Origin of the sequence: Maricaulis sp. (genome assembly GCF_034670125.1) — a bacterium.
GTDB lineage: Bacteria > Pseudomonadota > Alphaproteobacteria > Caulobacterales > Maricaulaceae > Maricaulis.
Genome location: NZ_JAXMOC010000011.1, coordinates 1 through 25,464 on the forward strand (window position 1 = coordinate 1; position 25,464 = coordinate 25,464).

Genomic DNA, 25,464 nt, shown 5'->3' on the forward strand with positions numbered 1-25,464 from the left:
CCGCCTCGTCGACGCAGGAAAACCCAAGCGCGTCGCCCTCACAGCCCTCGCCAGAAAAATCCTCGTCATCGCAAACGCACGCGTCAGAGACGCGAATCGACAAACGTCACAACTGACTTGATGACAAGGGCGAACGCCCCACTCCTAACCCCCGATATAAACCACCTCACCTGTCCGCCCCACAGCAGCCGCGAGCTGGTCGAGCAGGGCGACCGAGCGTTCGACGTAGAGGTCGCGGACGCTTTCATCGACTTCCAGGCGGATCACGTCCGGACCGACGGTGAGGGAATAGCGATCCAGCAGCGCCGGTGATCGCCCGGACAGCTTGGCGCCGAGGCGCAGGGACAGGCCCAGCATCTGGGCCAGATTGTGCTGGTCCTCGGTGATCAGGTGGAAGATCGGATCATCTTCCAGCACGGACCGCTTGCCGGCATAGCGATAATGGATGGCGGCGGCGAGGAAGACCCGCTCGGCATGGCTGACACCGGCGAAGGGGGCGTAGAGCACGATGTTGCGGGCGAGGTCAGCGCGATGGTCCGGGTGCTGGCGGGCGCCCAGATCGGTGAGCCGGGTGGCGGTCTCGTGCAGGATCTGGTCGCGGACATCGCCGAAGGCAGTTTCAAGCGCACCGAAGGCCGGCACCAGCCAGCGCGCCAGGGCGCGGCCGAAATCGGGGGTGGGCGCATTGGGCCGCGCCATCGCCTCGGCGCCGGCGATCAACGGATCCTGGGCCAAAAGCGCCGGCGGCAGGCCGGATGCCAGCACGCCTTCGCGCACACCGAAGGCGGAAAAGACCAGGCGCTCAAAACCGCCATGCTTCATGATCCGGCTCAACAGCAAGGCCGCATAAGGCAAGGTCGCCACGCGGCGTGAGGAGACCCCGGGTGTTCCGCGCAAGGAGGCCGGGCTGAGCCGGGTCGCGAGGCGCATCAGCTCGTCGGCCCGCTTGGCCGTCAAGGCAAATTCATGGACCACATTGAGCGGATAGCCAAAACGGGCAAAGGCCAGCTGGCCCAGCGCCCGCCAGGCACCGCCGACGGCATAAAAGGCACCGCCCTGCCCGGTCAGCTGACCGGTCGCCAAAAGCTGCGCATCGATCGAGGCAATGGTGGCGACCTCGTCCATCGGGCCGTCATCGAGCATTTCCTGTGGGCCCAGCGCGGTTGTCACCCCACGTCCGGGCAGGCCGTCATGCATGGCTGTCAGCTCGAGGCTGGAGCCGCCAAGATCGCCCATCAGGCCCTGGGCGTCCGGAATGCCGGCACCGACCCCCATGGCCGACAGACGGGCCTCGTCCTCGCCGGACAACACCCGAACCATAAAGCCGGTCCGCTCCGCCACTTCGGCGATGAAGTCGGGTCCATCCTTGGCATTGCGGACGGCAGCCGTGGCGACGACATGACGGTCGCCAACGCCCTTGGCATCGAGCAGGCGCTGGAAGCGCTTGAGCGCCCGCAGGGCGATGTCGCGGCCTTCAGGATGCAGCTTGCCGCTTTCCTTCACACCGCGACCAAGGCCGGCCATGACCTTTTCGTTGAAAATCGGCCAGAGCGAGCTCCCCTCGACCCGGAAATGGACCAGCCTCACCGAGTTGGAGCCGACATCGATGACCGCGATATCGCGGTGGATGGCCTGCTCGGCCATGAAATCGGAAGGCGGGATGGGCTGGGTCAAACGGGCTCAGCCATTGCTGTCGACAAGCACGGGCGGTTGATCATTCTTCAGCGCATGACCCCGACCGGACAGGGACGGGTTGGTCATGAAATAGGCGTGGGCACTGAAGCGCTTGTCGACATTGGCGGTGTCGACCCGGCGGTAATCGCCCTCCCCGTCCATATACCAGGACTGGTCGGTGTCATTGAGATTGGCGACCATGATCTGGTCGAGCACCTGACGATGCACGGTCGGGTTCTGGATCGGGCAGAGATGCTCGACCCGTCGGTCCAGATTGCGCGGCATCCAGTCGGCCGAGGAAATGTAGACCTTCGCCGCCGGTGACGGCATCGCCTTGCCATTGGCAAAGCAGACGATGCGTGAATGCTCGAGGAAACGGCCGACAATGGATTTGACCCGGATATTGTCGGACAGGCCGGGAATCCCCGGTCGCAGACAGCAGATGCCACGCACCACCAGCTCGACCTTCACACCCGCCTGGCTGGCGCGGTAGAGCGCATCGATGATTTCCGAATGGACCAGCGAGTTGAGCTTGGCCCAGACCGCCGCCGGCTTGCCCTCGCCGGCATTGGCGATCTCCTGCTCGATATGGGCGAGGATCGATTCCTTCATCCCGATCGGCGAGACTTCCAGTCGTTCCAGATTGTCGGGCCGGGCATAGCCGGTGACATAGTTGAACACCCGACCCGCATCGCGGCCAAAGGCCGGGTCGGCGGTGAACAGCGACAGGTCGGTATAAATGCGCGCCGTGATCGGATGGTAGTTGCCGGTGCCGAAATGGGCATAGGTGCGCAGGTCGGAGCCTTCGCGGCGGACCACCAGCGAGATCTTGGCGTGGGTCTTGTATTCGATGAAGCCGTAGACGACCTGCACCCCGGCGCGTTCCAGGTCGCGGGCCCATTTCAGATTGGCTTCCTCGTCGAAGCGCGCCTTCAGTTCGACCAAAGCGGTGACATTCTTGCCGCTCTCGGCGGCCTCGATCAGGGCCGCGACAATGGGGCTGTCCTTGGAGGTGCGGTAGAGGGTCTGCTTGATCGCCACGACATCGGGATCAGCCGCCGCCTGACGCAGGAATTCCACCACCACGTCGAAACTCTCATAGGGATGGTGGACGATGATGTCCTTCTCGCGGATGGCCGAGAAACAATTGCCGCCATGATCGCGGATCCGCTCCGGATAGCGCGGCTCATAGGGCTTGAAGCTGAGATCGCTGCGATCATCCGGAATAAGCTGGCCGACCTGCGCCAGACCGAGCAGCCCGTCGACCGGGACGATGTCCTGCGGACCGGCGTGCATGTGCATCACGATCAGATCCCGCAGCGCCGGTGACATGCCCTCATCAATGGTCAGCCGCACCACCACGCCCCGGCGGCGCTGTTTGAGCAGGTTCTCAAACTCCAGCATCAGGTCTTCGGACTCTTCCTCGACCTCGATATCGCTGTCGCGGATGACCCGGAAACTGCCCTTGCCGACCACTTCATGGCCGGGGAAGAGCGTGTCGACGAACATCGTCAGCACGCTTTCCAGCGTCATGAAGCGGCGGTCCGGACGCCCGCCGTCATTGCGAGGACGGGTGGGCAGTTCGACGAAGCGCTTGACGCCGCTGGGCAGCGGGATCAGGGCATTCATCAACTTGCCGGTCCCCTTCTTGCGCAGCTGCAGGGCCAGCGCGAAGCCGAGATTGGGGATGAAGGGAAAGGGATGGGCCGGGTCGATCGCCAACGGTGTGATAACCGGCAGGGTGTGCTTGAGGAATTCCTCGCGCAACCAGGCCTCGTCGCCCTTGGAGACCTGTTTCGCCTCGAGCACCTTGATGCCAGCCTTGCCGATCTCCGTCCTCAGGGTGCGCCATAGCGTCTGCTGCTTCAGCATCAACTCGCCGGCCAGGGCGTGAATTTTCTCCAGCTGTTCGGCCGGGGTCAGTCCGTCGATACTGGTCGCCGAAACGCCGTTGTGGACCTGGGCCCGCAGGCCGGCGACCCGCACCATGTAGAATTCGTCCAGATTGCTGGCCGAGATCGACAAAAAGCGCAGGCGCTCGAAGACCGGGTGGTCCGGATTGGCGGCCTCATCCAGCACACGCAGATTGAAGCGCACCCAGGACATTTCCCGATTGAGGAAGCGCTTGGGTGAGCCCATCAGTGTCTCGGTTTCGACGAGGTCTCCCACGGGAGCGTTCATGCCGCGTCTCCAGTCTCGGTCCAGCTACCCAGGATTTCGCGCGCGATGGCGCGGGTGATCGGTGTCTTCTTGACCAGCGCCAGCTTGTCCATGCGCTCCGCCAGGATGCGCACCGCCGCGACCGAGCGCTCCATGCGCGGCAGGAGATAGTCTATCACGCCCGGACGCACGGGCGCGCCCCGGTCGGCCAATTGTTTCTCAAGCACCCGTGTCAGCAGGACATCATCGGCCTCGTACAAGTCGACATGGACCAGCGCCCGCAGGCGCGACACCAGATCAGGCACGCTGGCCGTCCAGTGGGCCGGGCGCATGCGCGCCGTCAGCAACAAGGCCGGAATATCGCCCTTTGCGGCGCGGTTGAAGAGATGGAAGAGCGCATCATCGTCAACGCCCCGGTCGACATCCTCGACAACCATGGCGCAATCGGGCTCCAGCGCGGCCAGACGGTCGCCCAGCGTCGAGGCTGGCAGCACCAGCGCCTGCTGGCGCCCGGCCCAGATCGCGGCGAGGTGTGATTTCCCAGCCCCTTCCGGGCCGATCAAGGCCATGACATTGCGCGGCCAGTCTTCCGGACGCTCCAGCACGTCACGCGCAGCCGCATTGGACGGCCCGGCAATGAAAGCGGTCGCGCTGAAGTCCTGTCGCGCCGGTAGATCCAGCGCCATTTGCGGTGTCATCGACATCATTATCGCCGTCGTGCGGATCAGCGGGCCGACAGCACGACCCAGCCCAGTCCGGGATGTTCTTCAAGCGTGGCGCCACGCTCGGCAAGTTCGGAGACCAGCTGCTCGAAGGCGCCGCGGAAATCCACCGTCATGCGCGCGCCATCGCGCGACAGCGCGTCCAGCTGCGCACCTTGAACAAGGGAGGCACGGCTGAGCGCTTCCTGCAGCCGGTTCCATTCCTCAAGACCGCCATACAACACAGTCACCCGCAGCGAGGTCGTCTCGAGATCACGGACCACGGACCGCCGTTTCCAGTCGTCTTCGCGGTCAGTCACGAACGCCCGGGCAGCATCGCTCCAGCCGCCATAGACCACCTGCGGGCCCCAGGTGTCGGTGATGATCTCACCGGTCGGTTCAACCGTGACAAGATAGCCGCCGAAACGTCGCACACCGTCGCGCTCTCCGGCCCGCAGGATCGCTATACGGTTGATGCCGTACATGGACGCCGTATTCACGAGCGCAGCCTCGTCGAGCTGCAAGGCCTGGCGCGGAGTGATGGGCAGACGAACCGAGCTGGCGGGCCGGTCGGGTACCAGCACCGGCGTCAGCGCATTGTCGAACGTTTGCTCTGTCCAGGCCGTCCGCCAGGGATTGTCATCCCACAGACTGAATCCGCCCTCGCCCTCATGAACGGGCAGAACCAGCAGCGGCCGTGCCTGCGACTCCACGAACGGCACCCCATAGGCTTCCATTACCCGCCGCACCGTGCGCGGATCGAAAGTCACTTCCAGCTCGGCCAGGTAGCGTGTCGCACTGCGCTGCTCATTGGAAATTTGCAGGCCTGCGATCATCTCGGCGATGATGACCGGATCCAGCGTCAGGCCCGTTTCCATCTCGCCTTCCGGCGACAGGCGGGAATCCAGCTCCAGTGCCGTCCCGACCCGGTCCTCCGCCAAGGTCAGACGTTCGATCAGGCGCCGCGCGGCCGCAGCCTGCCCCTGGCCCATGGCTGCAGTCTGGGCCTGCAGCGCATTGTCCGCAGTGGCATCAATCTCGACGCCGGAGATGGTGTAGGGGTCGTCGGCCAGGGCTGCCGGCAGGCAGGCGAGGCTCAGGCTGAGCGCGGCTATGATGAAACGCACGGTGGCGACTCCTGTTACTTGGACTGTGCCCGCACTATAACCACACCCTGCCGGGCGTGAAGCCCGCGGCTTGCGTCCGGGGCGTGTTTCGACATACACCGCGCCTGTTTTTACAGACCTGTTTTTGCAGAGGTAAGGAAACGGCATGTCCGGAACCGGAAACCAAGATCGCCCGAACGGGCTGACCTATGCCGACAGCGGCGTCTCCATCGATGCTGGCGACGCCCTGGTTGATCGCATCAAGCCGCTGGCCGCGATGACGCGCCGGGCCGGTGCGGCCGCGGACCTGGGCGGGTTCGGCGGTGCCTTCGACCTCAAGGCGGCCGGCTATTCCGATCCGATCCTGATTTCCGGCACCGACGGCGTCGGCACCAAGCTGAAACTGGCCATCGCCACCGGCAAGGTCGACACGGTCGGCATCGATCTCGTCGCCATGTGCGTCAATGATGTGCTTGCCCAGGGCGCCGAGCCTTTGTTTTTCCTCGACTATCTCGCCTGCTCGAAGCTTGACCCGGCCCGTGGCGAAGCGATCGTCTCGGGCATAGCGGCCGGCTGCAAGGACAGTGGCTGCGCGCTGATCGGCGGCGAGACGGCGGAAATGCCGGGCATGTATGAGGGCGAGGATTTCGATCTCGCCGGTTTTGTCGTCGGCGCCGCCGAGCGCGGTCGCCTGCTGCCGGATCACGACAAGATGGCGGCTGGCGACGTGCTGGTCGGTCTCGCCTCCTCCGGCGTCCATTCGAACGGTTTCTCGCTGGTCCGCAAAGTGGTCGAACTGTCCGGTCTCGACTGGTCGGATAAGGCGCCTTTCGCACCCGGCCAGACACTGGGCGAAGCCTTCCTCGAGCCGACACGGCTTTATGTGAAAGCCTGCCTGCCGCTGATCAAGTCCGGCCTCGTGACCGGTCTGGCGCACATCACCGGCGGTGGCCTCGTCGAGAACCCGCCGCGCATGCTGCCGGACCATCTCATCGCCCATATCGACTACAGCGCCTTCACCCTTCCGCCGGTCTTCCAGTGGCTGGCCGAGGCGGGCGGCATTTCCGCCCACGAAATGCACCGCACCTTCAATTGCGGCGTCGGCATGTTGCTGGCGGTTTCACCGGACAAGGTCGATGCGACAATGGAGGCGCTTGCGCTGACCGGCGAGACCGCCATGATCATCGGCGAACTCAAACCGGCCTGACGCGAGGGGCACACCAATGGCGAAAACCAAGATCGCCGTGCTCATCTCCGGGCGCGGATCCAACATGCAGGCCCTCATCGAGGCCGCCAGGGACGAGGATTTCCCGGCCGAGATCGTGCTGGTCGCCTCCAACAATCCTGACGCAGCCGGACTCGAGATCGCCCGGGCGGCCGGGATCGAGACCGAGGTGATCGATCACCGCGAGTTTGACGACCGCGAAGCGTTCGAGGAAGCGCTCGACTCGACGATCAAGCTCTACGGAGCCCGGATTGTCTGTCTCGCCGGCTTCATGCGCATCCTGACACCCTGGTTCACAGAGCGCTGGCGCGACCTGCTGATCAATATCCACCCCTCATTGCTGCCGGCCTTCAAAGGGCTGCACACGCATGAGCGGGCGCTGGAGGCCGGGGTGCGCATCCATGGCTGCACCGTCCACTATGTCCGGCCGGAAATGGATGACGGTCCGATCATCGGCCAGGCCGCTGTGCCTGTCCTGCATGGTGACACACCGGACACCCTTGGCGAACGCGTGCTGCATGCCGAACACGCGCTCTACGCCCAGTGTGTCGCCCTCGCCTGCTCCGGCAAGGCGCGTGTGGCCGGCGAACGGGTGCGGCTGCAAGTGCGTGAGTTCGGCGCTGAATTGCTGATGAACCCGCACGACTGACGGGCGGTCGCAAAAGGCTCAACCGGTCGGCATCAAGGCCTGCCTCGCGAGCCGCTTCATCTCCTCGATATAGCGGGCCTGCGACCAGTGGCAGTCTTCCACCAGGCTTTCCCAATTGCTGACCGACAACAGCGTCCACAACAGATCAGCCGCGGCGGCCTCATCGTGGTCGTCGCGCAAATTTCCGTCAGCCTTCAAGGCTAAGACGGCGGCGACGCAGCCTTCCCGCAGGGCCGCCATCCGGTCATCCCAGGCCAGCTTCGCGGCGTCATCGTCGGGCGCCATGTCCAGTAGCGCGCGACAGACCGGATGCACGACCGGGATGTAATTGCCCCAGGCGTCTAGGAAGGCATCCAGCCGCTCCAAACCTGACGTCGCGGCCCGACTGGCGGCCAGCCGGGCATCGATATCGCTCTCGGCGTCAACAAACCGGGTCACCGCGATCAACAGCTCGGCGCGGGTGCTGAAATGCAGATAGACCGCCTGCCGGCTGACCCCGGAGGCCTTGGCGATATCGCTCATGCGGGTCTTCGCGCCCTGCCCCTGCTCGAGCAAGGCCCAGCACGCCCGCAAGATCCGCTCGCGCGTCGACACTCCATCATCCGGCATGGTGCTGGCCTTTCCCTCTGCCGTCCCTTTGACGTACGCGGGCACAGGATTGATTGCACTTGACACGACGTCAAGTCGATGCCACTTGACACTGCGTAAAGTTTACACAGTGTCAAGCCAAAGGAAATCGCCATGACCGCCCGCGACCCATCCGCCAACATCCTCGTGCTCGGCGCCACCGGCAAGACCGGCCGCCTCATCGTCAATGCCCTGCAAGCGCTCAACCTTCCTGTCCGCCCTGGCTCGCGCGACGCCGAACGCCCCTTCAGCTGGCAGGACCGTGAAGGCTGGGACCACGCCCTGCAGGGTGTGCGCTCGGTCTACATCGCCTACGCGCCGGATCTCGCCGTGCCCGGCGCTCCGGCCGACATCGCCGCCTTCACCCAACGCGCCCGCAAAGCCGGCGTGGAGCAACTCGTCCTGCTGTCCGGGCGCGGTGAGCCCGAGGCGGAAGCCAGCGAGACCATAATTCGCCAGAGCGGGCTGCGCTGGACGGTGATCCGCTCGAGCTGGTTCTTCCAGAATTTCGACCAGGGCGCCTTCCAGCCCATGGTCGCGGCCGGTGAACTCGCCCTGCCGGTCGGAAAGACCGCGGAACCCTTCATCGATATCCGCGACATTGCCGATATCGCGGTCGCGGCGCTGACCGGCACGGAGCATGACGGCCAGCTCTATGAAGTGACCGGTGGCCAGTTGCTGAGCTTTGCCGATATTGCGGCCCTGATTTCCGAGCGGGCCGGGCGTCCGGTCCGCCATGTCGACATTCCGCACCAGGCTTTCATCGACGGCGCCCGCGCCGCCGGCCTGCCGCAGGATCATGTCTGGTTGCTCGACTATCTGTTCTCGACGGTGCTGGACGGTCGCAATGCCTGGGTCATGGACGGTGTCGAACGGGCCCTGGGCCGGCCGCCGCGCAGCTTTGCCGACTATGCCGCCTCGGTTCCGGCCAGTGCCTGGGCCGCCACAGCCGCTGCCGGGCTGGCGTCATGATCGCCCTGACCCTACTCGCCCAATTACTGGGTCTGGGTGCCGGCCTCATCGCCGGCATCTTCCTCGCCTTCTCCGACTTCGTCATGGCCGGTCTCGATGAGGCCGGGCCGGGCGGCGGCGCCGATGCCATGCGCGGCCTCAACCGGACGGTCTACAGGTCAATTTTCCTGCTGCTGTTGAAAGCCCTGGTGCCACTCGCCCTCGTCCTGGCCGTAGCAGCCCTCCTGTTCGGGCGGCCTGGCATGGCAACCTGGCTGGGACTGGGCATGGCCAGCCATGTCGGGCCGGTCCTGCTGGTCACCGGGCTGCGCAATATCCCCATGAACAACCGCTTGCTGTCCCTCGCCGGCGACCGCGACGGTACATCGGCCTACTGGCCGAAATATGTCGAGCGGTGGAGCGGCTGGAACCATGTCCGTACGGTCGGGGCCGTCCTCACCTGTGTCTGCTTCCTGCTCGCCGCCATCGCATGACCGGGCAAGCTCGCTTGCGAACAGACCCGCAAGCACGGCAAGAAGGGGCGTGCTTGCGGAGGCTGTCATGCTGATTGCCCAGACCATCCTGATCGACGAGACCGAGATCGAGGAGCGTTTCATCCGCGCCTCCGGTCCCGGCGGCCAGCATGTCAACAAGACCGAGAGCGCCGTCCAGCTGCGCTTCGACCTCGCCGCCAACACCACCCTGCCCGACGCGGCCAAGCGCCGCCTGGTACGTCTGGCCGGCTCGCGCATGACCAAGGATGGCAGCCTGATCCTGAAAGCCGACAGCCACCGCGAACGCGAACGCAATCGGGCCGAGGCCCGTGACCGCCTGCGCAAGCTGATCGAACACGCGCTGATCGCCCCGAAACCGCGCAAGAAGGCGCGGCCGTCCCTGGCGTCGATCAAACGGGCCAAGGCCGCGAAGGCGCAAAAATCACAAACAAAGTCGCTTCGACGAAAGCCGGGGTCGGAGGATTAGGCCACGGCCTCGACCACCGCATCGATCTCCGCCAGATGCCGCTCGATCTCCGCCTCCGGCAGAAAAGCCCCCCGGAAAGAATTCCGTGCCAACTCGATGATCTCGTCGGCCGTCAGGCCGATGGCATCCGCAGTACGGATGTAGTTGTCATTCACATAGCCGCCGAAATAGGCCGGGTCGTCGGAATTCACCGTGGCCCGCAGGCCCAGCGCCAACATGCGCTTCAGGGGGTGGTCCTCGAGCCGTTTGATGCCGCACAGGCGCAGGTTGGAGAGCGGACAGACCGTCAGCGTCATCTGTTCGCGGCCAAGCCGGGCGACCAGGGTGCCGTCTTCCAGGGCGCGATTGCCGTGATCAAGACGGTCGACCTTCAGCAGGTCCAGTGCTTCATGGATATATTCCGGCGGCCCCTCCTCGCCGGCATGGGCGACCCGCAGCAGGCCCAGCTCGCCAGCCGCCTCGAAAACACGCTGGAATTTTGACGGCGGGTGGCCGAGTTCGGAACTGTCCAGACCGACGCCATCGATCCGCTCCAGGTGCGGCTTGGCCATTTCCAGGGTCTCAAAAGCCGCTTCCTCGGAGAGGTGGCGCAGGAAACACAGGATGAGCTTGGAGGTGATGCCGAGTTCGGACTTTGCCTGATCGAGGGCGCGAGTGATGCCGTCGACGACCGTGGCAAAGGCGATCCCGCGATCGGTATGGCCCTGCGGGTCGAAGAAGATCTCGACATGGCGGACATTCTCGGCGTGGACGCGCTGCAGGTAGGCCCAGGTCAGATCAAAGAAATCCGCCTCGGTGATCAGCACATTCATGCCGACATAATAGACGTCGAGAAAATCCTGCAGGTTGGAGAAGTCGTAGGCGGCGCGGATTTCCTCGACCGACTTGAAGGGAATCTCGATCCCGTTGCGACGGGCCAGTTCGAACATCAGCTCCGGCTCGAGCGAGCCTTCAATATGAAGATGAAGCTCCGCCTTGGGCAGGGCTTGGACGAGACGGGCGATATCGGTCATGGCTGCTCTCCGGCGCTTGGGGGAGCGCCATGGTCTGCTGCGTTACCTTTCCACGCAAGGGGCCGCCTGCGGCTCAGGCGGACAGGATCAAACCTATGGTCAGGACGAGGACACCAGCGATGGCATAATTCAACCAGCGCGCCGAACCACCCTCGGCCAGGAGACGCTTCAGCCCGCCGCCGACAAAGATCCACAACAGGCCGCACGGGGCGCCGAACATGACGAATGCCATCACGAAAATCCCGATCCGCTCGACCGGGGTGTCGGCCAGCGCCACATAGGCGCCGGCGGTCGAGACCGCCATCAGGACCGCCTTGGGATTGATGGCCTGGAACAGCGCCGCCTCCCAGGACCGGAAGGGTCGTGAGCGGTCCGCCTTCGGGGTTGCTGCGCGGCTGCCGGCGCGTCCGATCGCCCAACCGGCATGGGCGAATTTCCACGCCATCCAGCCGAGCCAGGCCGACCCGCCGATGCGGACAATATCCAGCATGGCGGGAAAGCGGTCGATCAATTCACCCAGCCCCAATACCGAGGCGACCAGCAACAGGTTGAAGCCGAAATTGACCCCGAGCCAGTGCGGCAGCGTGGCCCGCACGCCGAACAGGGCGCTCGACGTCATCATCATGATATTGTTGGGGCCGGGCGTGACGGACATGATCACGACGAAGGTCACCAGGCTGGCAAGCAGGGCCATGTCCATCGCGCATTCCCTCACACCACTCTGCGGACCCAGTTAGGAAGCACCGCCCACGCACGCAACGCGTCCGGCACAAAAAAGAAAGGCCCGGCAGGATACCGGGCCTTTCTTGTCTGATTTTGCGGCTCGGATCAGCCGACGATTTCGTCGTCCGAGAAGAAGAAGGGAATTTCTTCTGCTGCGGTTTCCGGGGCGTCGGAACCGTGCACCGAGTTGGCTTCGATCGACTCGGCAAAGTCCTTGCGGATGGTGCCGGCATCAGCCTGCTCCGGGTTCGTCGCGCCCATCACGGTGCGGTATTTGGCGATGGCGTCATCACCTTCCAGGACCTGGACCACGACCGGGCCGGAGATCATGAAGGTCACGAGGTCGTTGAAGAAGGGACGCTCCTTGTGGACGCCGTAAAAACCTTCCGCCTGCTCGCGCGACAGACGGATGCGCTTTTGCGCGATGATGCGCAGGCCGGCGGCTTCGATCTTGGCGTTGATGGCGCCGGTCAGGTTACGGGCAGTGGCGTCGGGCTTGATGATGGAGAAGGTGCGTTGGATCGCCATGAGGGATGTCCTTGAATTGGGGAAAGCCCGGCTGTGGACCCGGACGTTAGGTTTCGCGCGGGCTTATAGCCGTCTGCTGACCGCTTGAAAAGCGGCAGGGTGCGATCAGACGACGACCGGGCCAGACCGTGCCCGCCAAGCCATGACAAGGTATGCGCCCGCGGCGAGGTAAAGCGCCGACACGAGCATAAAAACCCACCCCGTATTGGCAATCGCGTGTGGGGAGCCAACCGGTGCAAATGCCAGCAGACCGGCCAGGCCCAGCCGCAACAGCCCATAGATCACAAGACAGACGCCCCAGCATCGCACAGCAAGCCGCCCGGCCCCACGCCCCGTCAGACGTGCCGCGACCATTAGCCCTAGAACGCCAAGAATGAAGGCCAGCGGCAAGACCGACCCCAGCAGACCGTAAATCACGCCCCGGACCGCAAAGGCGGCCAGGCTCAGCGCCAGGACGACAATCTTCAGAGGCAGCCTCATGGTGTATCACCGCGGATCAGGTCCAGCAGTACAGTCAGCATGAGCCGGGTATTGCGTGCCAGATAATCATGATTGAGCGTGTCTGCCGTGTCCGTTGGGCGGTGCCGGTGCGGCGATGCGTCCCGCAAACGGAATGCTTCGCCCAGACAGATGGCATCAATGCCGTGATTTCGGAATGAGACGTGGTCGCTGGAATCATACGTCACACGGACGATTGGAATGCCCATCGACCGGGCCGCCCGGTCATAGCGCGGGTACCACGTGTCCGGCGCGTCAATTTCGATCGCCCCGTCACCATCACTGTCCCACCCGGCCATGTCGATCGAATGCATGGAATGAATGTCGACGCCTGCGTTCAATAACTGACGGGCATAGGCGGCGCTGCCGACCTTTCCTTCCTCTTCCTGATCGAACAATACAAGTATCACGGCGAAATCACGGCGTGGCTCCGCGGCCAGGTTTTCAGCGATGGTCAGCACGGCAGCAACACCGCTGCCATTGTCATCTGCGCCAGGGCTGCCGGCTTCGCTGTCATAATGGGCGCCCAGGACAATCACCGGGGCGCTGGCGCGTGTTGCAGGAATGGTCGCCGTGACATTGACCCCCGTGAAGGGTGGCATGATCAGGTCGAGCAAGGGATGCACATTGGGGGCGTGATAGGTGCGCCGTTCACCCGCCAGGCCACGGCGTTCCAGCTCGGCGACCAGAAAATCGGCGGCAATGTCTCGTTCACTCGCAGAACTGCGGGCCGGCGCCGTGGCGTTCTGCAGGCGAGTCAGGAAGTCGCGCTGCGTCTGGGAAAAAGGCGTTTGAGCCTGGCCCGCCCCGGTCACGAGAACCAATGCGCCGACCCAGATGGCGACACGCAAAAACATCACTCTCCCCTCCTCGTTGTCGCGACGTTCATCGGTGTTTATGGCAAGAGTACGACATGCTTGCCCTGCGTGCGTCCACACATGAGCGGTCAGGGCCGCCCAGCCCCTTGTCACCGGGAGGAAACCCGGACTGTTCAAGCCGCGCGATCCGTGTAAATTGCCCGCAAAACGGGGGGCAATATGCCGACACCACTTGAGATTATACTGGATCCGGTATCGCTGGCGATACTCGGAATTTTCGCACTGATGATCGCGATCGAAGCGGCTTTTCCGGCGCGCAAACTGCCCGTCGTCAAAGGTTGGCGGTTTCGTGCGCTGATCATCTTCACCGCCTATTTCTTCCTGTCCGCCTACCTGCCCATGATCTGGGACCCGCTGCTGGCCCCCTATCAGCTGTTCAATCTGAGCGGGTTGGGCCTTTTGGGCGGCAGCGCGGTCGGCATTCTTGTCTTTGAATTCGGGGTCTATGTCTGGCACCGCGCCATGCACGGCAATCGTTTCCTGTGGCTGGGATTTCACCAGCTTCACCACAGTGCCGAGCGGGTCGACACGTTCGGGGCATTCTATTTCAGCCCGCTTGATTCCATTGGTTTCGCCTTTGTCGGCAGCCTGGGTCTCACCCTTCTGGTCGGGATCGAGCCACAGGCCATCACGGTCACCCTGCTGGCGACGACCTTCCTCGCCCTGTTCCAGCACACCAATATCCGCACACCGCGCTGGCTCGGCTATTTCCTGCAACGCCCCGAAAGCCACAGCCACCATCATGAGCGCGGCGTTCACGACAAGAACTTCTCAGACCTGCCTCTCTTCGACATCATCTTCGGGACCTTCAAGAACCCGAAGGAATTCGCCGCCGAGAACGGCTATTGGGACGGCGCCTCGTCGCGGATCGGTTCGATGCTCCTGTTTCGTGACATCAGTGAACCGCCCACCGATGACAGCAAGCCGGCCAAGTCTGACGCAACGGCGGTGACCGCGCGCTTCGAGGGCGATATCCCGGCCGCCTATGACCGCTATCTCGGCCCGGTCCTGTTCGATCACCACGCGGGCGACCTCGCAGGTCGCGTCCCGGTCTCGGCCAGCGGTCATTTGCTGGAACTGGCCGCCGGAACAGGCATCCTCACAGAGAAGCTCCTCGCCCGCCTGCCCGACGGTGCAAGGCTGGAAGCGACGGACCTGAATGGCGACATGCTGACCATCGCCCGCCAGCGTACCGGCGATCCGGATGCTGTGACATTCAACACCGCCGATGCCAGCGCGCTTGATTACCCCGACGCGGAATTTGACGCGATCACCTGCCAGTTCGGCGTGATGTTCTTCCCGGACAAGGTCGCCGCCTTTCGCGAGGCCCGACGCGTGCTCAAACCGGGCGGTCGCTATGTGTTCAATGTCTGGGGCAGTTGGGCGACCAACCCGTTTGCCGAAATCGCGGATGGCGTCATTGCGCCATTGATCGACAAGGACGAGCCCAGCTTCTATGCGGTTCCCTACAGCTATCACGATGCCGGGACGATTGAGACCGATCTGCGGGCCGCCGGTTTCACCGATATCCGGATCGACACCCTGTCCCGGGTCCACAGCAAGGCCGATCTCGAGGCCTTCGCGCACGGCCTGATCCTGGGCAATCCCGTCGCCGGACAGATCCGCCGCAATGACGGCGATGTCGAGGCTGCGATCGCGGCGCTGACCCGACGCTTCGAGGCGGAGTTCGGCCCGGATGGCGATATTCCGATGGAAATCCTGGTCATCGAGGCCGGCTGACAGGGGGGTAGGCAGAGAGCTTGTCTGGCTTGACGCGGGAGGGGTCTCGATTGGACGAACGAAAGGGCTGACATCGCGACCCGTCGCGGAGTGATCCATAATTCGTTTGTCAGCCAGCAGGCCGTACCCGCCGCCGCCCCGGGCTCAGCGCGAATCTGTTGCACCGGGCCAAAACCCGCGCTAACCGCCATGCACCATGTTGCACATCAATGATCTCACCTATCGCATTGAAGGGCGGATGCTCTTTGATCAGGCGACGCTCTTCCTGCCGGCCAGGACCAAGATGGGTCTGGTGGGGCGCAACGGGACGGGCAAATCGACCCTGTTCCGCCTGATCCGTGGCGAGATCGGCTCGGAGGGCGGCGATACCAGCGTGCAAAAGGGGGCCCGTGTCGGTTCGGTGGCCCAGGAAGCACCGGGCGGCGATGACAGCCTGATCGATGTGGTGATGGCCGCCGATACCGAGCGCGCCGCCCTGCTGGCCGAAGCCGAGACCGCGACCGAACCCAATCGCATCGCCGAGATCCAGACCCGGCTGGCCGATATCGACAGTCACACCGCCGAAGCCCGCGCCGGCTCCATTCTCGCCGGGCTGGGCTTTACCGGTGAGGAGCAGCGCCGGCCGTGCCGGGAGTTCTCAGGTGGCTGGCGGATGCGCGTGGCCCTGGCGGCGACCCTGTTCGCCCGGCCCGACCTGTTGCTGCTCGACGAGCCGACCAACTATCTCGACCTGGAAGGGGTGATGTGGCTGCAGGCCTATCTCAAGACCTTCCCCGGCGCCGCCCTGGTGATCTCGCACGACCGCGACCTGCTGAACGGCGCCATGCAGAAGATCGCCCATCTCAAACAGGGCAAGCTGACCGTCTGGGATGGCGGCTATGATGATTTCGAAAAGGCGCTGGCGGAGCGACAACGCCTGCAGATGAAGATGGTCGAGAAGCAGGAGGTCGAACGACGCCACCTGCAATCCTTCGTCGACCGTTTCAAGGCCAAGGCCTCAAAGGCCAAACAGGCCCAATCGCGGGTCAAGCGGCTGGAGAAAATGCAGATCGTGGCGACCCAGGTCGAAGACCCGGTGGCGCCCTTCAACTTCCCCAGCCCGCAGCGCCGCATGGCGCCGCCGATCGTCCGCATGGTCAATCTCCAGGCCGGCTATGCGCCGGGCAAGCCGGTGCTGCGCGACGTCAATCTCAATATCGACACCGAGGACCGGATCGGCATTCTCGGCCGCAATGGCGCCGGCAAGTCGACCATGGCGAAACTCCTGTGCGACCGGCTGGCGCCGCTGGACGGGCATCTGCGCAAGCACAAGAAGATGCAGATCGCCTATTTCGCCCAGCACCAGATCGACAGCCTGTCACCGGAGATGTCGGCCTATCAGCACATCATCGAGCTGATGCCCGACGCCACCGAGGCCCAGCGCCGGGCCCGGCTGGCGACGTTCGGCCTGCCCGGCGACCGTCAGGAAACCCCGGCCGACACGCTGTCGGGCGGCGAGAAGGCGCGCCTCCTGTTCAACCTGATCACCTTTGAGGGCCCGCACCTCCTCATCCTCGACGAGCCGACCAACCATCTCGACATGGACAGCCGCGCCGCCCTGATCCAGGCGATCAATGAGTATGAAGGCGCCGTAGTCCTGATCTCGCACGACCGGCATCTGATCGAGAGCTGTGTCGACCGGCTCTGGGTGATCGGCGATGGCACGGTCAAACCCTATGACGAGGATATCGAGACCTATCGCCAGTCCCTGCTCGGCCGCGCGCCCAAGGACGGCCCCAAGAAGAAGACCGCCGCCACCGACGAAAAGAGCGTCGCCCGCCGCTCCGCCGCCGACCAGCGCAAGGCGCTCAAACCCCTGCGCGACGAGATCGCCCGCTGGGACAAGGAGGCCGACCGCCTGCGCGGCATCATCGCCGTCATCGACAAGGGCCTCGCCGCCCCCGGTCTCTATCAAAAAGACCCCAAGACTGCGACCGACCTCCAGATCAAGCGCGCCAAAGCCGTCGATCTGCTGGATGCGGCGGAGTTGAGCTGGCTGGAGGCGGAAGAAAAGCTGGAAGCGGCGCAGGCGGGCGAGGTCTGAATTCCCTTGTTTTCAGGGACTTCGAACCCCATTCGTCCCATTAAGAAACCATTCGTACCTGCTCTCATATAATATGAGCTCACAGGAATGAGGTGGATGGATCTATGGGATCCGACGGCGCGCTGCCGGGCGTCATTCACCACTGGTTTGATGGCCCGGTGGCCCATAACCCGAACGACATGCCCCGTGCCTTGCGTCCCGGAGCCGGCAAGTTTGCGGGCCTACCTGCGCGGCCGGACGGGAGCGGGTCATGAAGGTCGAAGGATCGCTGCCGCCCCGCCCCGCCGGTTTTCGCAAACAGTCCAGCCCCCTGAAGCCGGGCCCGGCCGCCTCGCGGCCGGATCACAGCTTTCACAGTCCTGACGAGATCCGGGTCGATGTCGTCATGCCCACCGACGCGGATTCGCATGATGATGCGTCGCTGGACGCAGAAGACGATGAAAGCCTGTTGAGCCGCGAGGATGCGCTATCGACCGCCGAAGCTGTGGGTAGCTGGCTGGCGCGTGATGCGCTGTCCCTGACCGGCCATCACGTTGCCCGGCTGCAGCATCTGTTCGCCGGTTGAGGCCAGCTTCAGCCGCAGGCCATGCTTTCCACGACATCATGTTCATTGACGCGGATGGTCAGCCGGTCTGGGCGGTAGTCCATGGTCACGACCGAGTTGGGACCGACGACCCTGTAGGTCTCCGGCATCGCCGCATGCGAGACCGCGACGCGCGGCTGGCCGACATAATGCTGCAGGTTTTCCATGCCACATGTGCCGGTGATCGGTGCGCGGACCTCGCTGTCCTGCACGTCTTCGGCAGCGCCCAGCGGCGGCAGCTCAGCGACGGCCTGCGGCGGTGCGACTTGGCCGCGTCCGGTCAGACCGCAGCCGGTCAGGCCCGCACCAACCAGCGAACAGGCCAGCACAATCAAAACGGCTCTCATCGGCACCACTCGCTCAACCACACCAGGGCCGCAGGATGACACCCGCCTCGTCGAGGTCAAGATTGAGCCGTTCGCGGCGATAGTCGCGGGTGATCGGCATGCCCGGATGGATGACCCGGATATTGCCGTGCAGGGTTTCCAGATCGACCTCTTCGATCCGCTGGCCGACCAGATAGCCCATCGCGCTGGCGCCGCACCAGGCGTTCGGGTCGACGCTGTTATCGCCCACCGAGTCGTCCGCAAAGTCCGGCGCCGGCATGACGGAATCACCGCCATCAATGGCACTGCCACCGGTGGTGCAGGCGGCGACGGACAGCCCGGCCAGCGCAATCAGCAAATAACGTGTCATGCCTTCTTCTCCCATCGACCTTCCGGCGATTGGCGCCAGTAGGATACCGTGCATCCCTCACCCGATGCCTTCTTCCACAACGCGCGGGCATCGGTCACGGCCATCTCGTCCTGCCCGTCAAACATGACAATCATGCGGTCAAAGGATGACGGTTTTTCGGGTTCGGCGCCATCGAGCAGGAAGAGGCAATGGGCGCCGTTGGGATTGGCTTCGTCTTCGGCAATGAGAACCGGTTGGCGCTCGGGCGAACCCGCCTCGACCTGACCATGGGGCAGGAATGAGTCGTCGCGCCAGGTCCACAAGAGCTGGTCGATCGCCTCGCGGCGCTTGGCATCGGGCGAGCGCACCAGCGCCCGCCAGCCACGGGCCAGCGTTTTTTCCAGCAACTCCGGCAGGACCTCGTCCAGCGAGGACCGTTCGAGATGGTAGAACCAGAGATCGCCGCTCATCGTCCTCTCCGACAGCCGATACGAAAAGGGCGGCCGCGCGGGCCGCCCTGATCAGCGAAGGGCTCAGCCCTCGTAATTGTCGCGCACGAAACGGTCGAGGATGCGCACACCCCAGCCCGTGCCCCAGCTCGGCTGGCGCGGATCATCCTTGCCGCCCATGCCGCCCATCGCCGTGCCGGCAATGTCGATATGGCACCAGGGCTTGTCATTGACGAAGCATTTCAGGAATTCCGCCGCCGAGATCGAACCGGCGAGACGGCCCTCGCCGACATTCTTGATGTCGGCATTCTTGGTCTCGATGTGCTTTTCATAGTCCGGGCCGAGCGGCATGCGCCAGACCGGCTCGTCGGAAGCATCACCGGCCGAGGACAGCTGGGCCGCGATCTCGTCGGAATTGGTGAAGATACCGGCGCGGGTATTGCCAAGACCGATCAGGATGGCGCCGGTGAGGGTCGCCAGGTCGATGATCAGCTTGGGATCGAAACGGTCCTGCGCGTACCACAACACATCGGCCAGCACGAGGCGGCCTTCGGCGTCGGTGTTGAGGATCTCGATCGTGGTGCCGGACATCGCGGTGACAATGTCACCCGGACGCTGGGCATTGCCGTCCGGCATATTCTCGACCAGGCCGACAATGCCGATCGCATTGACATTGGCCTTGCGTCCGGCGAGCGCACGCATCAGGCCAACCACGGCAGCCGAGCCACCCATGTCGCCGCGCATCTCGTCCATGCCGGCACCCGGCTTCAGCGAGATGCCGCCACTGTCAAAGGTCAGGCCCTTGCCGACGAACAGGAGCGGCTTTTCGCCTTCCTTGCCGCCGGACCATTTCATGATCGCGATCTTGCTTTCGAATTCCGACGCCTGGCCAACACCCAGAAGCGCGCCCATGCCCAGCTCGGTCATCTGCACTTCGTCGAGGATCTCGATCTCCAGCCCGCACTCGGCCATGCCCTCGATCTTCTTGGCATAGGTTTCCGGGTTGAGGATGTTCGGCGGCAGATTGGTGACTTCGCGGGCCAGGTCGACACCGTCGGCCACAGCGCCCCAGCCAGCCCAGGCCGCCTTGGCGCCTTCGACGTCGGCGACAGCGATGACGAGTTCGGTCAGGGACGGCTTTTGCTCGTCCTTCAGCTTGGTGCGGAACTGATCGTAGCGGTACGAAGCCAGACGGGCACCGAGACCGGCACGCGCAGCGCCGTCGCCATCGGTCTCGCCGTCAAACTGGATCGACAGGCGGGTCTCGCCGCTGATCAGCAGCTTGGCAACCACAGCCGCGGCGGCCTTCTCGAGGGTCGAGCCGGTTCGCTTGTCCTTGTCACCCAGACCGAACAGCACGACGCGGCTGGCCGAGCTGCCCGACGGGGCCATGATTTCCAGCGTCTGTGACGGCTTGCCGGCAAAGCGTGAAGCGGCAATGGCGCGTTTGACCGCCCCGCCCGAGGACGCGTCGATCGCTTCGGCGGCCGGCGACAGAACCGCGTCTGCGTAGACCGGCACGGCAATCGCGCCGGCAGCACTCGGAGCGGCAGCGAATTCGATTTTCATGGTATTCCCTCTCATCCAGTCGCGTTTGGTGATTGTTCGGTGCGCCAAAGGTCTGCACCCGGCGCCGAAAACTTGTGTCGCGGAAGTGGTATCCGATCACGACGTGAGATAGAAGGCTGAACGCGCAGCACAAGCCGGCTTCATGATTCTCGTTCAGCGGTATTTCTTCAACCAGTTGCTCTGGCCGTTCATGACGGCGATTGCAGCCTTTGCCGGCCTGGCCCTGCTGACGCAGAGCCTGTCGAATGTCGACCTCGTGTCCGGCTATTCGGAGACCGCGCTGACCTTCATCAAGGTGACCGCGCTCGCCCTGCCGCACCTGACCGCCCTGCTCGTTCCGATCGCGCTGTTTGTTGCCGTGCTGTCCAGCCTTAACCGACTGACCGGCGATAGTGAGTTGGTGATTGCATCCGCCGCCGGCGTGAGTCGATTCGGACTGCTGTCGCCGATCATCCGGCTGGGCGTCTACGTGCTTATCGCCAACCTGGCCGTGAACCTGCTGCTGCAACCGGTCGCCTATCGCGAGATGCGCCGCTCGCTGCACACGCTGCGCTCGGACGTCGCCGCCAGCCTGGTGACACCGGGGGCCTTTTCCCAACTCGGGCAGGGTGTCACCATCTATGCCCGCGAGCGGAGCCGCGACGGTCGCATGCAGGACATCCTGATCCATGACAGCCGCGGCACCGACGGCGCGTCGACCTATTCCGCCCGCGAAGGTGTGGTGGTGCGCTCCGGCGAACGCTCGGCCATGGTGCTGATTGACGGCAATCTGCAACAGATCGATTCCGCCGGAGAACTCTACTACGCGAATTTCGACCGCTACGAGTTCGATCTGGGAGAGTTTGTCGGACCGGCCGATGCGATGTTCTTCAAGGAATCGGACCGCTACCTGCACGAACTCCTCTGGCCGTCCGCCGCCGAAGTGGCCCGGACCGGGGGTCCCGAGCGCGCCTGGGCGGAGGCCCACTACCGCCTGTCCGGCCCGCTCTACAATCTCGCTTTCGCCATTATCGCCGCCGCCTGCTTCCTGGCTGGCGACCATTCCCGGATGGGCTATGGCCGGCGGGTCATGATGGCCGTCGGCGCCGGACTGACGCTGCGCCTGGTCGGTTTCGCGATGCAGTCGGCGAGCGCTGATGATGCTGCCATGAATGCGGCCCAGTACCTTGTACCGGTGATCGGCATGGTCGGAGGGCTGGCAGTGATCTACTGGCCGGCCCGCAGCCGTCCCGGCCAAAATGCCCCGACGGAGGCCCGCGCATGATCGCCGGTCGCCTCAATCGCTACATGGCCAGCCAGACGGCCGGGGGTTTGCTACTCGCCTTCCTGACCATCGCGACGGTGATCATCCTGGTGGACTTCGTCGAGCAGTCGCGCGCCGTTGGCACCCGGGTCGACGTCTCGACCCTCGACCTGCTCGGCCTGACATTGCTACGCGCTCCCGCCCTACTTGAGAGCACGCTGCCATTTGTCTTCCTGTTTGGCACGCTCACCTCCCTGTTCCGGCTGAACCGGTCGAGCGAGCTGATCGTGATGCGGGCCTCAGGCATTTCGGCCTGGCGGATCCTGACGGCACCCATGGTGCTGGCGGTCGCGATCGGGATCATTGGGGCTGTCGGGTTGAACCCGCTCGCCGCCACACTGAATGCCGAGTTCGAGGCGCGTCGCGACAGCCTGATGAATGTCCGCCAGGTTCAAGGCGCCGAACAATCGGTTTGGCTGCGCGAGACCAATATCGATGGCTTCACGGTCATCGCGGCCACCCAGCTCGAGGAAGCCCGACAGGTATTGCGAAACCCGGTCTTCCTGCAGTTCGCCGAAGATGAATCCGGAACACCCCGGCTGGAACGGCGCATCGACGCGCAATCGGCAGAATTGCGGGCCGGCTTCTGGGAGATCACGGGTGCCATTGAACGCACACCGACGCCGTCCCGCCTCGACCTTGGTGCGATCAGCATGCCGACATCGATCAATCGACAGGCCCTGTTCGAACGGGCCCGCTCGGCCGAGGGTGTCGCCTTCTGGGACCTGCCGCGCCTGATCGCGTCCGCCCGCGAAGCCGGCCTTGCCACACAACGCTATGAATTGCGCCTGCACGCCCTGCTGGCCCTGCCCCTGACGCTGCTGGCCTCGACCCTTATCGCGGCCGCCGCGACCCTGCGCCTGCACCGGCTGGGCGGCGCCGCCGCCTTCGCCATGGCCGGCGGGATTGCAGGCTTTGTCATGTTCTTCTTCCAGGAGATGCTGAGCTCCTTCGGGGTCTCCGGCGCGCTGCCACCCGCGACAGCGGCCTGGTCGGCCCCGGCCCTGACCGCGTTGCTGGCACTGATCTATATCGCTTCGACCGAAGACGGTTGATGGCGTGGACGATGCCCCCGGCATCGGCTAGTCATGAGTATGACCCGCCTGCGGGGGCCGGGAGACCAGAGGGAGTGACGCGCATGGCGTCGCAGTTTTGCCGCTTCGCGGCTTTGTTGCTGAGCACTTCGGCACTCGTCTTCACGGCACCGGCATTCGCCCAGGACGCCCGGGTCGACGAGGCCCCGATCTATTTGGAAGCGGATCAGGTCGAGGATATCGCGGGTGGTTCGGGCTATATCGCCCGGGGCAATGTCCGTGTCCGCCAGGATCCGCGCACATTGCTCGCTGACGAAATCGAATATCACCCCGACGAAAACCGCGTCATCGCCCGGGGCAATGTCATCATTCTCGGCCAGGGCCCTTTCCCGCAATATGCGGACGAGGTCGAACTCGACAGCCAGCTGGCGGCAGGTGTGGCAATCGGCTTTGCCTCCATGCTCGAAAACAATGGACGGATGGCCGCCGCTGCCGCGATTCGCAGCGATAACGGCTCGCTCCAGCTCAATGATGCCTACTATACCGCCTGTGAACTCTGCGCCGATGGCGAGGGCGAGCCCACCTGGCGCCTGCGCGCCCGCGAGGTGGTGCAGGATGCTGACGACGAGATGATCTACTATCGCGACGCCCGCCTGGAGATTGGCGGCGTCCCGGTCTTGTACGCGCCGGTCTTCGCCCATGCCGACCCGTCGGCCGAACGTCATTCCGGATTTCTCTTCCCCAAGGTCGGAGTCTCGTCGCGCCTCGGTTTTGTCTACCAGCAGCCCTACTACTGGGCGATCTCGCCATCCCAGGACCTCGTCATTGCCCCGCGCCTGATGACCAATGTGAACCCGCTGCTTTATGGTGAGTATCGCAAGCGTTTCTGGTCCGGATCCATGGAGCTGGAGGGCAGTTATACCGACGAGTTCGAAATCGACAGTGACGGCGAACGCTATGGCACGCGCGATAGTCGCTGGCACGTGTTTGGCGGCGGTGAGTGGGCGATCAATCCGGACTGGCGCTGGGGCTTCGGTGTCCAGCGCACTTCCGACGACCTGCACCTGCGTCGGTACGACTTCTCGGAAGCCGACAAGGATCGCGGCGCCCCGCTCAATTCGCTGAGTCGGCAATTGGTCAGCCAGATCTATCTCGATGGCCGGACACGCAATTCGGCGGGGTCGATCGTGGCCGCGTCCTACCAGTCCCTGCGCACCAATGCTGATGATGACATCATCCCGGTGCTCGCCCCGGTCATGAACTACCGGCATGTCTTCACCGCACCGCCCGGTTGGGGGCGCGTCAATACGGACGCCAGCCTGGCCGTCCTGCGACGCGAAACCGGGACCGATTATGAGCGTGCCTCTGCGGCGGTCGACTGGCGGACGCGCTGGGTCACCTCACCGGGCATCGTGATCGAGCCTTTTGCCCTGGTGCGGGCCGATCATTATGGCTTCGACAACCTGCCGGTCACCAATCCGCTGACCGATCCGGTCTCGGATTCGGTGTCCCGCACACTCGGACTGGCCGGCACCGAGGTCAGTTGGCCCTTCTATCGCGGCGGCGAAAACACGGACTGGATTGTCGAGCCGGTTGTCTCCTTTATCGCTGCCAGTGATGACCGCAATGCCGGCCGGATCGTCAATGAAGACAGTCTCGCCATCGATCTGGATGAAAGCCTTTTGTTCCAGCCCGTTCGGGCACCCGGATTCGACCTGTGGGAAGAAGGAACACGGGTCAGCTATGGTGTCCGCACGACCGCGATGTGGGGCCAGGACGGATTGGTGCGCCTGTTCGTCGGCCAGAGCGAACGTCTCGACGGCACAGCCATCTTCAACGCCGCCAGCGGACTGACCGATGACACCTCCGACTATGTCGTCGCCGGCGAGATCGACCTCGCCGGTTTCACCGCCGAGGTCCAGGCCCGTGTCGACCCCGAAACGCTCGACACCAATCGACTTGATGTCGCCCTCGGATATTCCGGCGACCGGGTGTCCGGCAATGTGCGCTATCTCGACATCAGCGACGACTCCAGCACCCGCAACGGCGCGCAGCGTGAATTGCGCGGCGATTTCGTAATCGCTTTGACCGACAATTGGAGCGCGATCGGCGCGGTGATGCGCGATCTGGACCGTGAAATCACGCGCCGGCAGGAAATCGGCCTGCGCTATGGTGACGACTGTTCCCAGTTCGATATTGTCTATCAACGCGAAGATCTTGGAATCTCGGAACTGGGACCGTCAGAGTCCATTCAGTTCCGCATCACCCTGTTCACATTGGGCAGTTTCGGACCCGATTGAGTTCAGCGCCAATC

General features: G+C 64.1%; 25 protein-coding genes and 1 pseudogene. 12 read left to right on the forward strand and 14 right to left on the reverse strand.

Features of this window, described 5'->3' with window-relative positions:
- Window positions 1-121, forward strand: a pseudogene (locus VOI18_RS15075) (IS110 family transposase); the annotation flags it as partial.
- A 23-nt stretch (window positions 122-144) separates the two neighbouring features.
- Here VOI18_RS15075 and VOI18_RS14440 read toward each other — a convergent pair.
- The 4 genes from VOI18_RS14440 to VOI18_RS14455 are packed head-to-tail and all read right to left on the reverse strand — an operon-like array spanning window position 145 to window position 5,662.
- A complete protein-coding gene (locus VOI18_RS14440; RefSeq protein WP_323763124.1) occupies window positions 145-1,674 on the reverse strand; it encodes a Ppx/GppA family phosphatase in 1,530 nt (509 codons plus the stop codon).
- Window positions 1,675-1,680: 6 nt separating this feature from the next.
- A complete protein-coding gene (locus tag VOI18_RS14445; protein WP_323763125.1) occupies window positions 1,681-3,855 on the reverse strand; it encodes an RNA degradosome polyphosphate kinase in 2,175 nt (724 codons plus the stop codon).
- Complete coding sequence (locus VOI18_RS14450; RefSeq protein WP_323763126.1) at window positions 3,852-4,538, reverse strand: hypothetical protein; 687 nt, start codon at window positions 4,536-4,538, stop codon at window positions 3,852-3,854. The genes VOI18_RS14445 and VOI18_RS14450 overlap by 4 nt, the downstream gene beginning before the upstream one ends.
- A gap of 20 nt (window positions 4,539-4,558) precedes the next feature.
- Window positions 4,559-5,662, reverse strand: coding sequence for a DUF2066 domain-containing protein (locus VOI18_RS14455; RefSeq protein ID WP_323763127.1), 1,104 nt, complete (start codon window positions 5,660-5,662; stop codon window positions 4,559-4,561).
- A 145-nt stretch (window positions 5,663-5,807) separates the two neighbouring features.
- Between VOI18_RS14455 and purM the strand changes: the two genes are divergently transcribed.
- Both purM and purN read left to right on the forward strand, forming a co-directional pair.
- The gene (gene purM, locus VOI18_RS14460) at window positions 5,808-6,848 is read left to right on the forward strand and encodes a phosphoribosylformylglycinamidine cyclo-ligase (RefSeq protein WP_323763128.1); all 1,041 of its coding nucleotides are present in this window, start codon (window positions 5,808-5,810) and stop codon (window positions 6,846-6,848) included.
- 16 nt (window positions 6,849-6,864) lie between these two features.
- Window positions 6,865-7,515, forward strand: coding sequence for a phosphoribosylglycinamide formyltransferase (gene purN / locus VOI18_RS14465; RefSeq protein ID WP_323763129.1), 651 nt, complete (start codon window positions 6,865-6,867; stop codon window positions 7,513-7,515).
- A gap of 18 nt (window positions 7,516-7,533) precedes the next feature.
- Here purN and VOI18_RS14470 read toward each other — a convergent pair whose 3' ends face one another.
- Window positions 7,534-8,124: a TetR/AcrR family transcriptional regulator gene (locus VOI18_RS14470; RefSeq protein WP_323763130.1), complete on the reverse strand. Its 591-nt coding sequence runs from the start codon at window positions 8,122-8,124 to the stop codon at window positions 7,534-7,536.
- A gap of 132 nt (window positions 8,125-8,256) precedes the next feature.
- On the opposite strand from VOI18_RS14470, the gene VOI18_RS14475 reads away from it, so the two are divergent.
- The 3 genes from VOI18_RS14475 (at window position 8,257) to arfB (ending at window position 10,074) form a co-directional block, all read left to right on the forward strand.
- Window positions 8,257-9,114 (forward strand): NmrA family NAD(P)-binding protein, encoded by an 858-nt coding sequence (locus VOI18_RS14475; RefSeq protein WP_323763131.1) that lies wholly within the window; start codon window positions 8,257-8,259, stop codon window positions 9,112-9,114.
- Window positions 9,111-9,587 carry a DUF1772 domain-containing protein gene (locus VOI18_RS14480; RefSeq protein WP_323763132.1) on the forward strand — a complete coding sequence of 159 codons (477 nt, stop codon included), beginning with the start codon at window positions 9,111-9,113 and terminating at the stop codon, window positions 9,585-9,587. Before VOI18_RS14475 ends, VOI18_RS14480 begins: the two co-directional genes overlap by 4 nt.
- Window positions 9,588-9,654: 67 nt before the next feature.
- Entirely contained in the window at window positions 9,655-10,074 is a 420-nt protein-coding gene (gene arfB / locus VOI18_RS14485; RefSeq protein ID WP_323763133.1) for an alternative ribosome rescue aminoacyl-tRNA hydrolase ArfB, read from the forward strand.
- Here the strand turns inward: arfB and VOI18_RS14490 are convergent.
- The 5 genes from VOI18_RS14490 to VOI18_RS14510 all read right to left on the reverse strand — a co-directional run bounded on the left by VOI18_RS14490 (window position 10,071) and on the right by VOI18_RS14510 (window position 13,693).
- A complete protein-coding gene (locus tag VOI18_RS14490; protein ID WP_323763134.1) occupies window positions 10,071-11,087 on the reverse strand; it encodes an adenosine deaminase in 1,017 nt (338 codons plus the stop codon). The two genes, arfB and VOI18_RS14490, sit on opposite strands and share 4 nt — an antisense overlap.
- A 73-nt stretch (window positions 11,088-11,160) precedes the next feature.
- Window positions 11,161-11,787 (reverse strand): LysE family translocator, encoded by a 627-nt coding sequence (locus VOI18_RS14495; RefSeq protein ID WP_323763135.1) that lies wholly within the window; start codon window positions 11,785-11,787, stop codon window positions 11,161-11,163.
- Between the two features lie 128 nt (window positions 11,788-11,915).
- Window positions 11,916-12,338, reverse strand: a complete 423-nt coding sequence (ndk, locus tag VOI18_RS14500; RefSeq protein WP_323763136.1) for a nucleoside-diphosphate kinase — start codon at window positions 12,336-12,338, stop codon at window positions 11,916-11,918.
- A 105-nt stretch (window positions 12,339-12,443) separates the two neighbouring features.
- Entirely contained in the window at window positions 12,444-12,818 is a 375-nt protein-coding gene (locus VOI18_RS14505; protein ID WP_323763137.1) for a hypothetical protein, read from the reverse strand.
- Entirely contained in the window at window positions 12,815-13,693 is an 879-nt protein-coding gene (locus VOI18_RS14510) for a M28 family metallopeptidase (RefSeq protein ID WP_323763138.1), read from the reverse strand. Before VOI18_RS14510 ends, VOI18_RS14505 begins: the two co-directional genes overlap by 4 nt.
- Window positions 13,694-13,873: 180 nt before the next feature.
- On the opposite strand from VOI18_RS14510, the gene VOI18_RS14515 reads away from it, so the two are divergent.
- The 3 genes from VOI18_RS14515 (at window position 13,874) to VOI18_RS14525 (ending at window position 18,102) form a co-directional block, all read left to right on the forward strand.
- A complete protein-coding gene (locus tag VOI18_RS14515; protein ID WP_323763139.1) occupies window positions 13,874-15,454 on the forward strand; it encodes a sterol desaturase family protein in 1,581 nt (526 codons plus the stop codon).
- Window positions 15,455-15,650: 196 nt separating this feature from the next.
- A complete protein-coding gene (locus VOI18_RS14520; protein ID WP_323763140.1) occupies window positions 15,651-17,537 on the forward strand; it encodes an ABC-F family ATP-binding cassette domain-containing protein in 1,887 nt (628 codons plus the stop codon).
- A 250-nt stretch (window positions 17,538-17,787) separates the two neighbouring features.
- Window positions 17,788-18,102, forward strand: coding sequence for a hypothetical protein (locus VOI18_RS14525; RefSeq protein ID WP_323763141.1), 315 nt, complete (start codon window positions 17,788-17,790; stop codon window positions 18,100-18,102).
- Window positions 18,103-18,110: 8 nt separating this feature from the next.
- On the opposite strand, the gene VOI18_RS14530 is transcribed toward VOI18_RS14525, so the two are convergent.
- The 4 genes from VOI18_RS14530 to VOI18_RS14545 all read right to left on the reverse strand — a co-directional run bounded on the left by VOI18_RS14530 (window position 18,111) and on the right by VOI18_RS14545 (window position 20,813).
- The gene (locus VOI18_RS14530; protein ID WP_323763142.1) at window positions 18,111-18,467 is read right to left on the reverse strand and encodes an I78 family peptidase inhibitor; all 357 of its coding nucleotides are present in this window, start codon (window positions 18,465-18,467) and stop codon (window positions 18,111-18,113) included.
- Window positions 18,468-18,480: 13 nt separating this feature from the next.
- Window positions 18,481-18,816, reverse strand: coding sequence for an I78 family peptidase inhibitor (locus VOI18_RS14535; protein ID WP_323763143.1), 336 nt, complete (start codon window positions 18,814-18,816; stop codon window positions 18,481-18,483).
- Window positions 18,813-19,265: a DNA polymerase III subunit chi gene (locus VOI18_RS14540; protein WP_323763144.1), complete on the reverse strand. Its 453-nt coding sequence runs from the start codon at window positions 19,263-19,265 to the stop codon at window positions 18,813-18,815. Before VOI18_RS14540 ends, VOI18_RS14535 begins: the two co-directional genes overlap by 4 nt.
- Before the next feature lie 63 nt (window positions 19,266-19,328).
- The gene (locus VOI18_RS14545; RefSeq protein WP_323763145.1) at window positions 19,329-20,813 is read right to left on the reverse strand and encodes a leucyl aminopeptidase; all 1,485 of its coding nucleotides are present in this window, start codon (window positions 20,811-20,813) and stop codon (window positions 19,329-19,331) included.
- A gap of 142 nt (window positions 20,814-20,955) precedes the next feature.
- On the opposite strand from VOI18_RS14545, the gene VOI18_RS14550 reads away from it, so the two are divergent.
- From VOI18_RS14550 to VOI18_RS14560, 3 genes are all read left to right on the forward strand, one after another.
- Window positions 20,956-22,077 (forward strand): LptF/LptG family permease, encoded by a 1,122-nt coding sequence (locus VOI18_RS14550; RefSeq protein ID WP_323763146.1) that lies wholly within the window; start codon window positions 20,956-20,958, stop codon window positions 22,075-22,077.
- Window positions 22,074-23,171, forward strand: coding sequence for an LptF/LptG family permease (locus VOI18_RS14555; RefSeq protein WP_323763147.1), 1,098 nt, complete (start codon window positions 22,074-22,076; stop codon window positions 23,169-23,171). Before VOI18_RS14550 ends, VOI18_RS14555 begins: the two co-directional genes overlap by 4 nt.
- Before the next feature lie 83 nt (window positions 23,172-23,254).
- Window positions 23,255-25,450 carry an LPS-assembly protein LptD gene (locus tag VOI18_RS14560; protein ID WP_323763148.1) on the forward strand — a complete coding sequence of 732 codons (2,196 nt, stop codon included), beginning with the start codon at window positions 23,255-23,257 and terminating at the stop codon, window positions 25,448-25,450.
- Window positions 25,451-25,464: the final 14 nt, after the last annotated feature.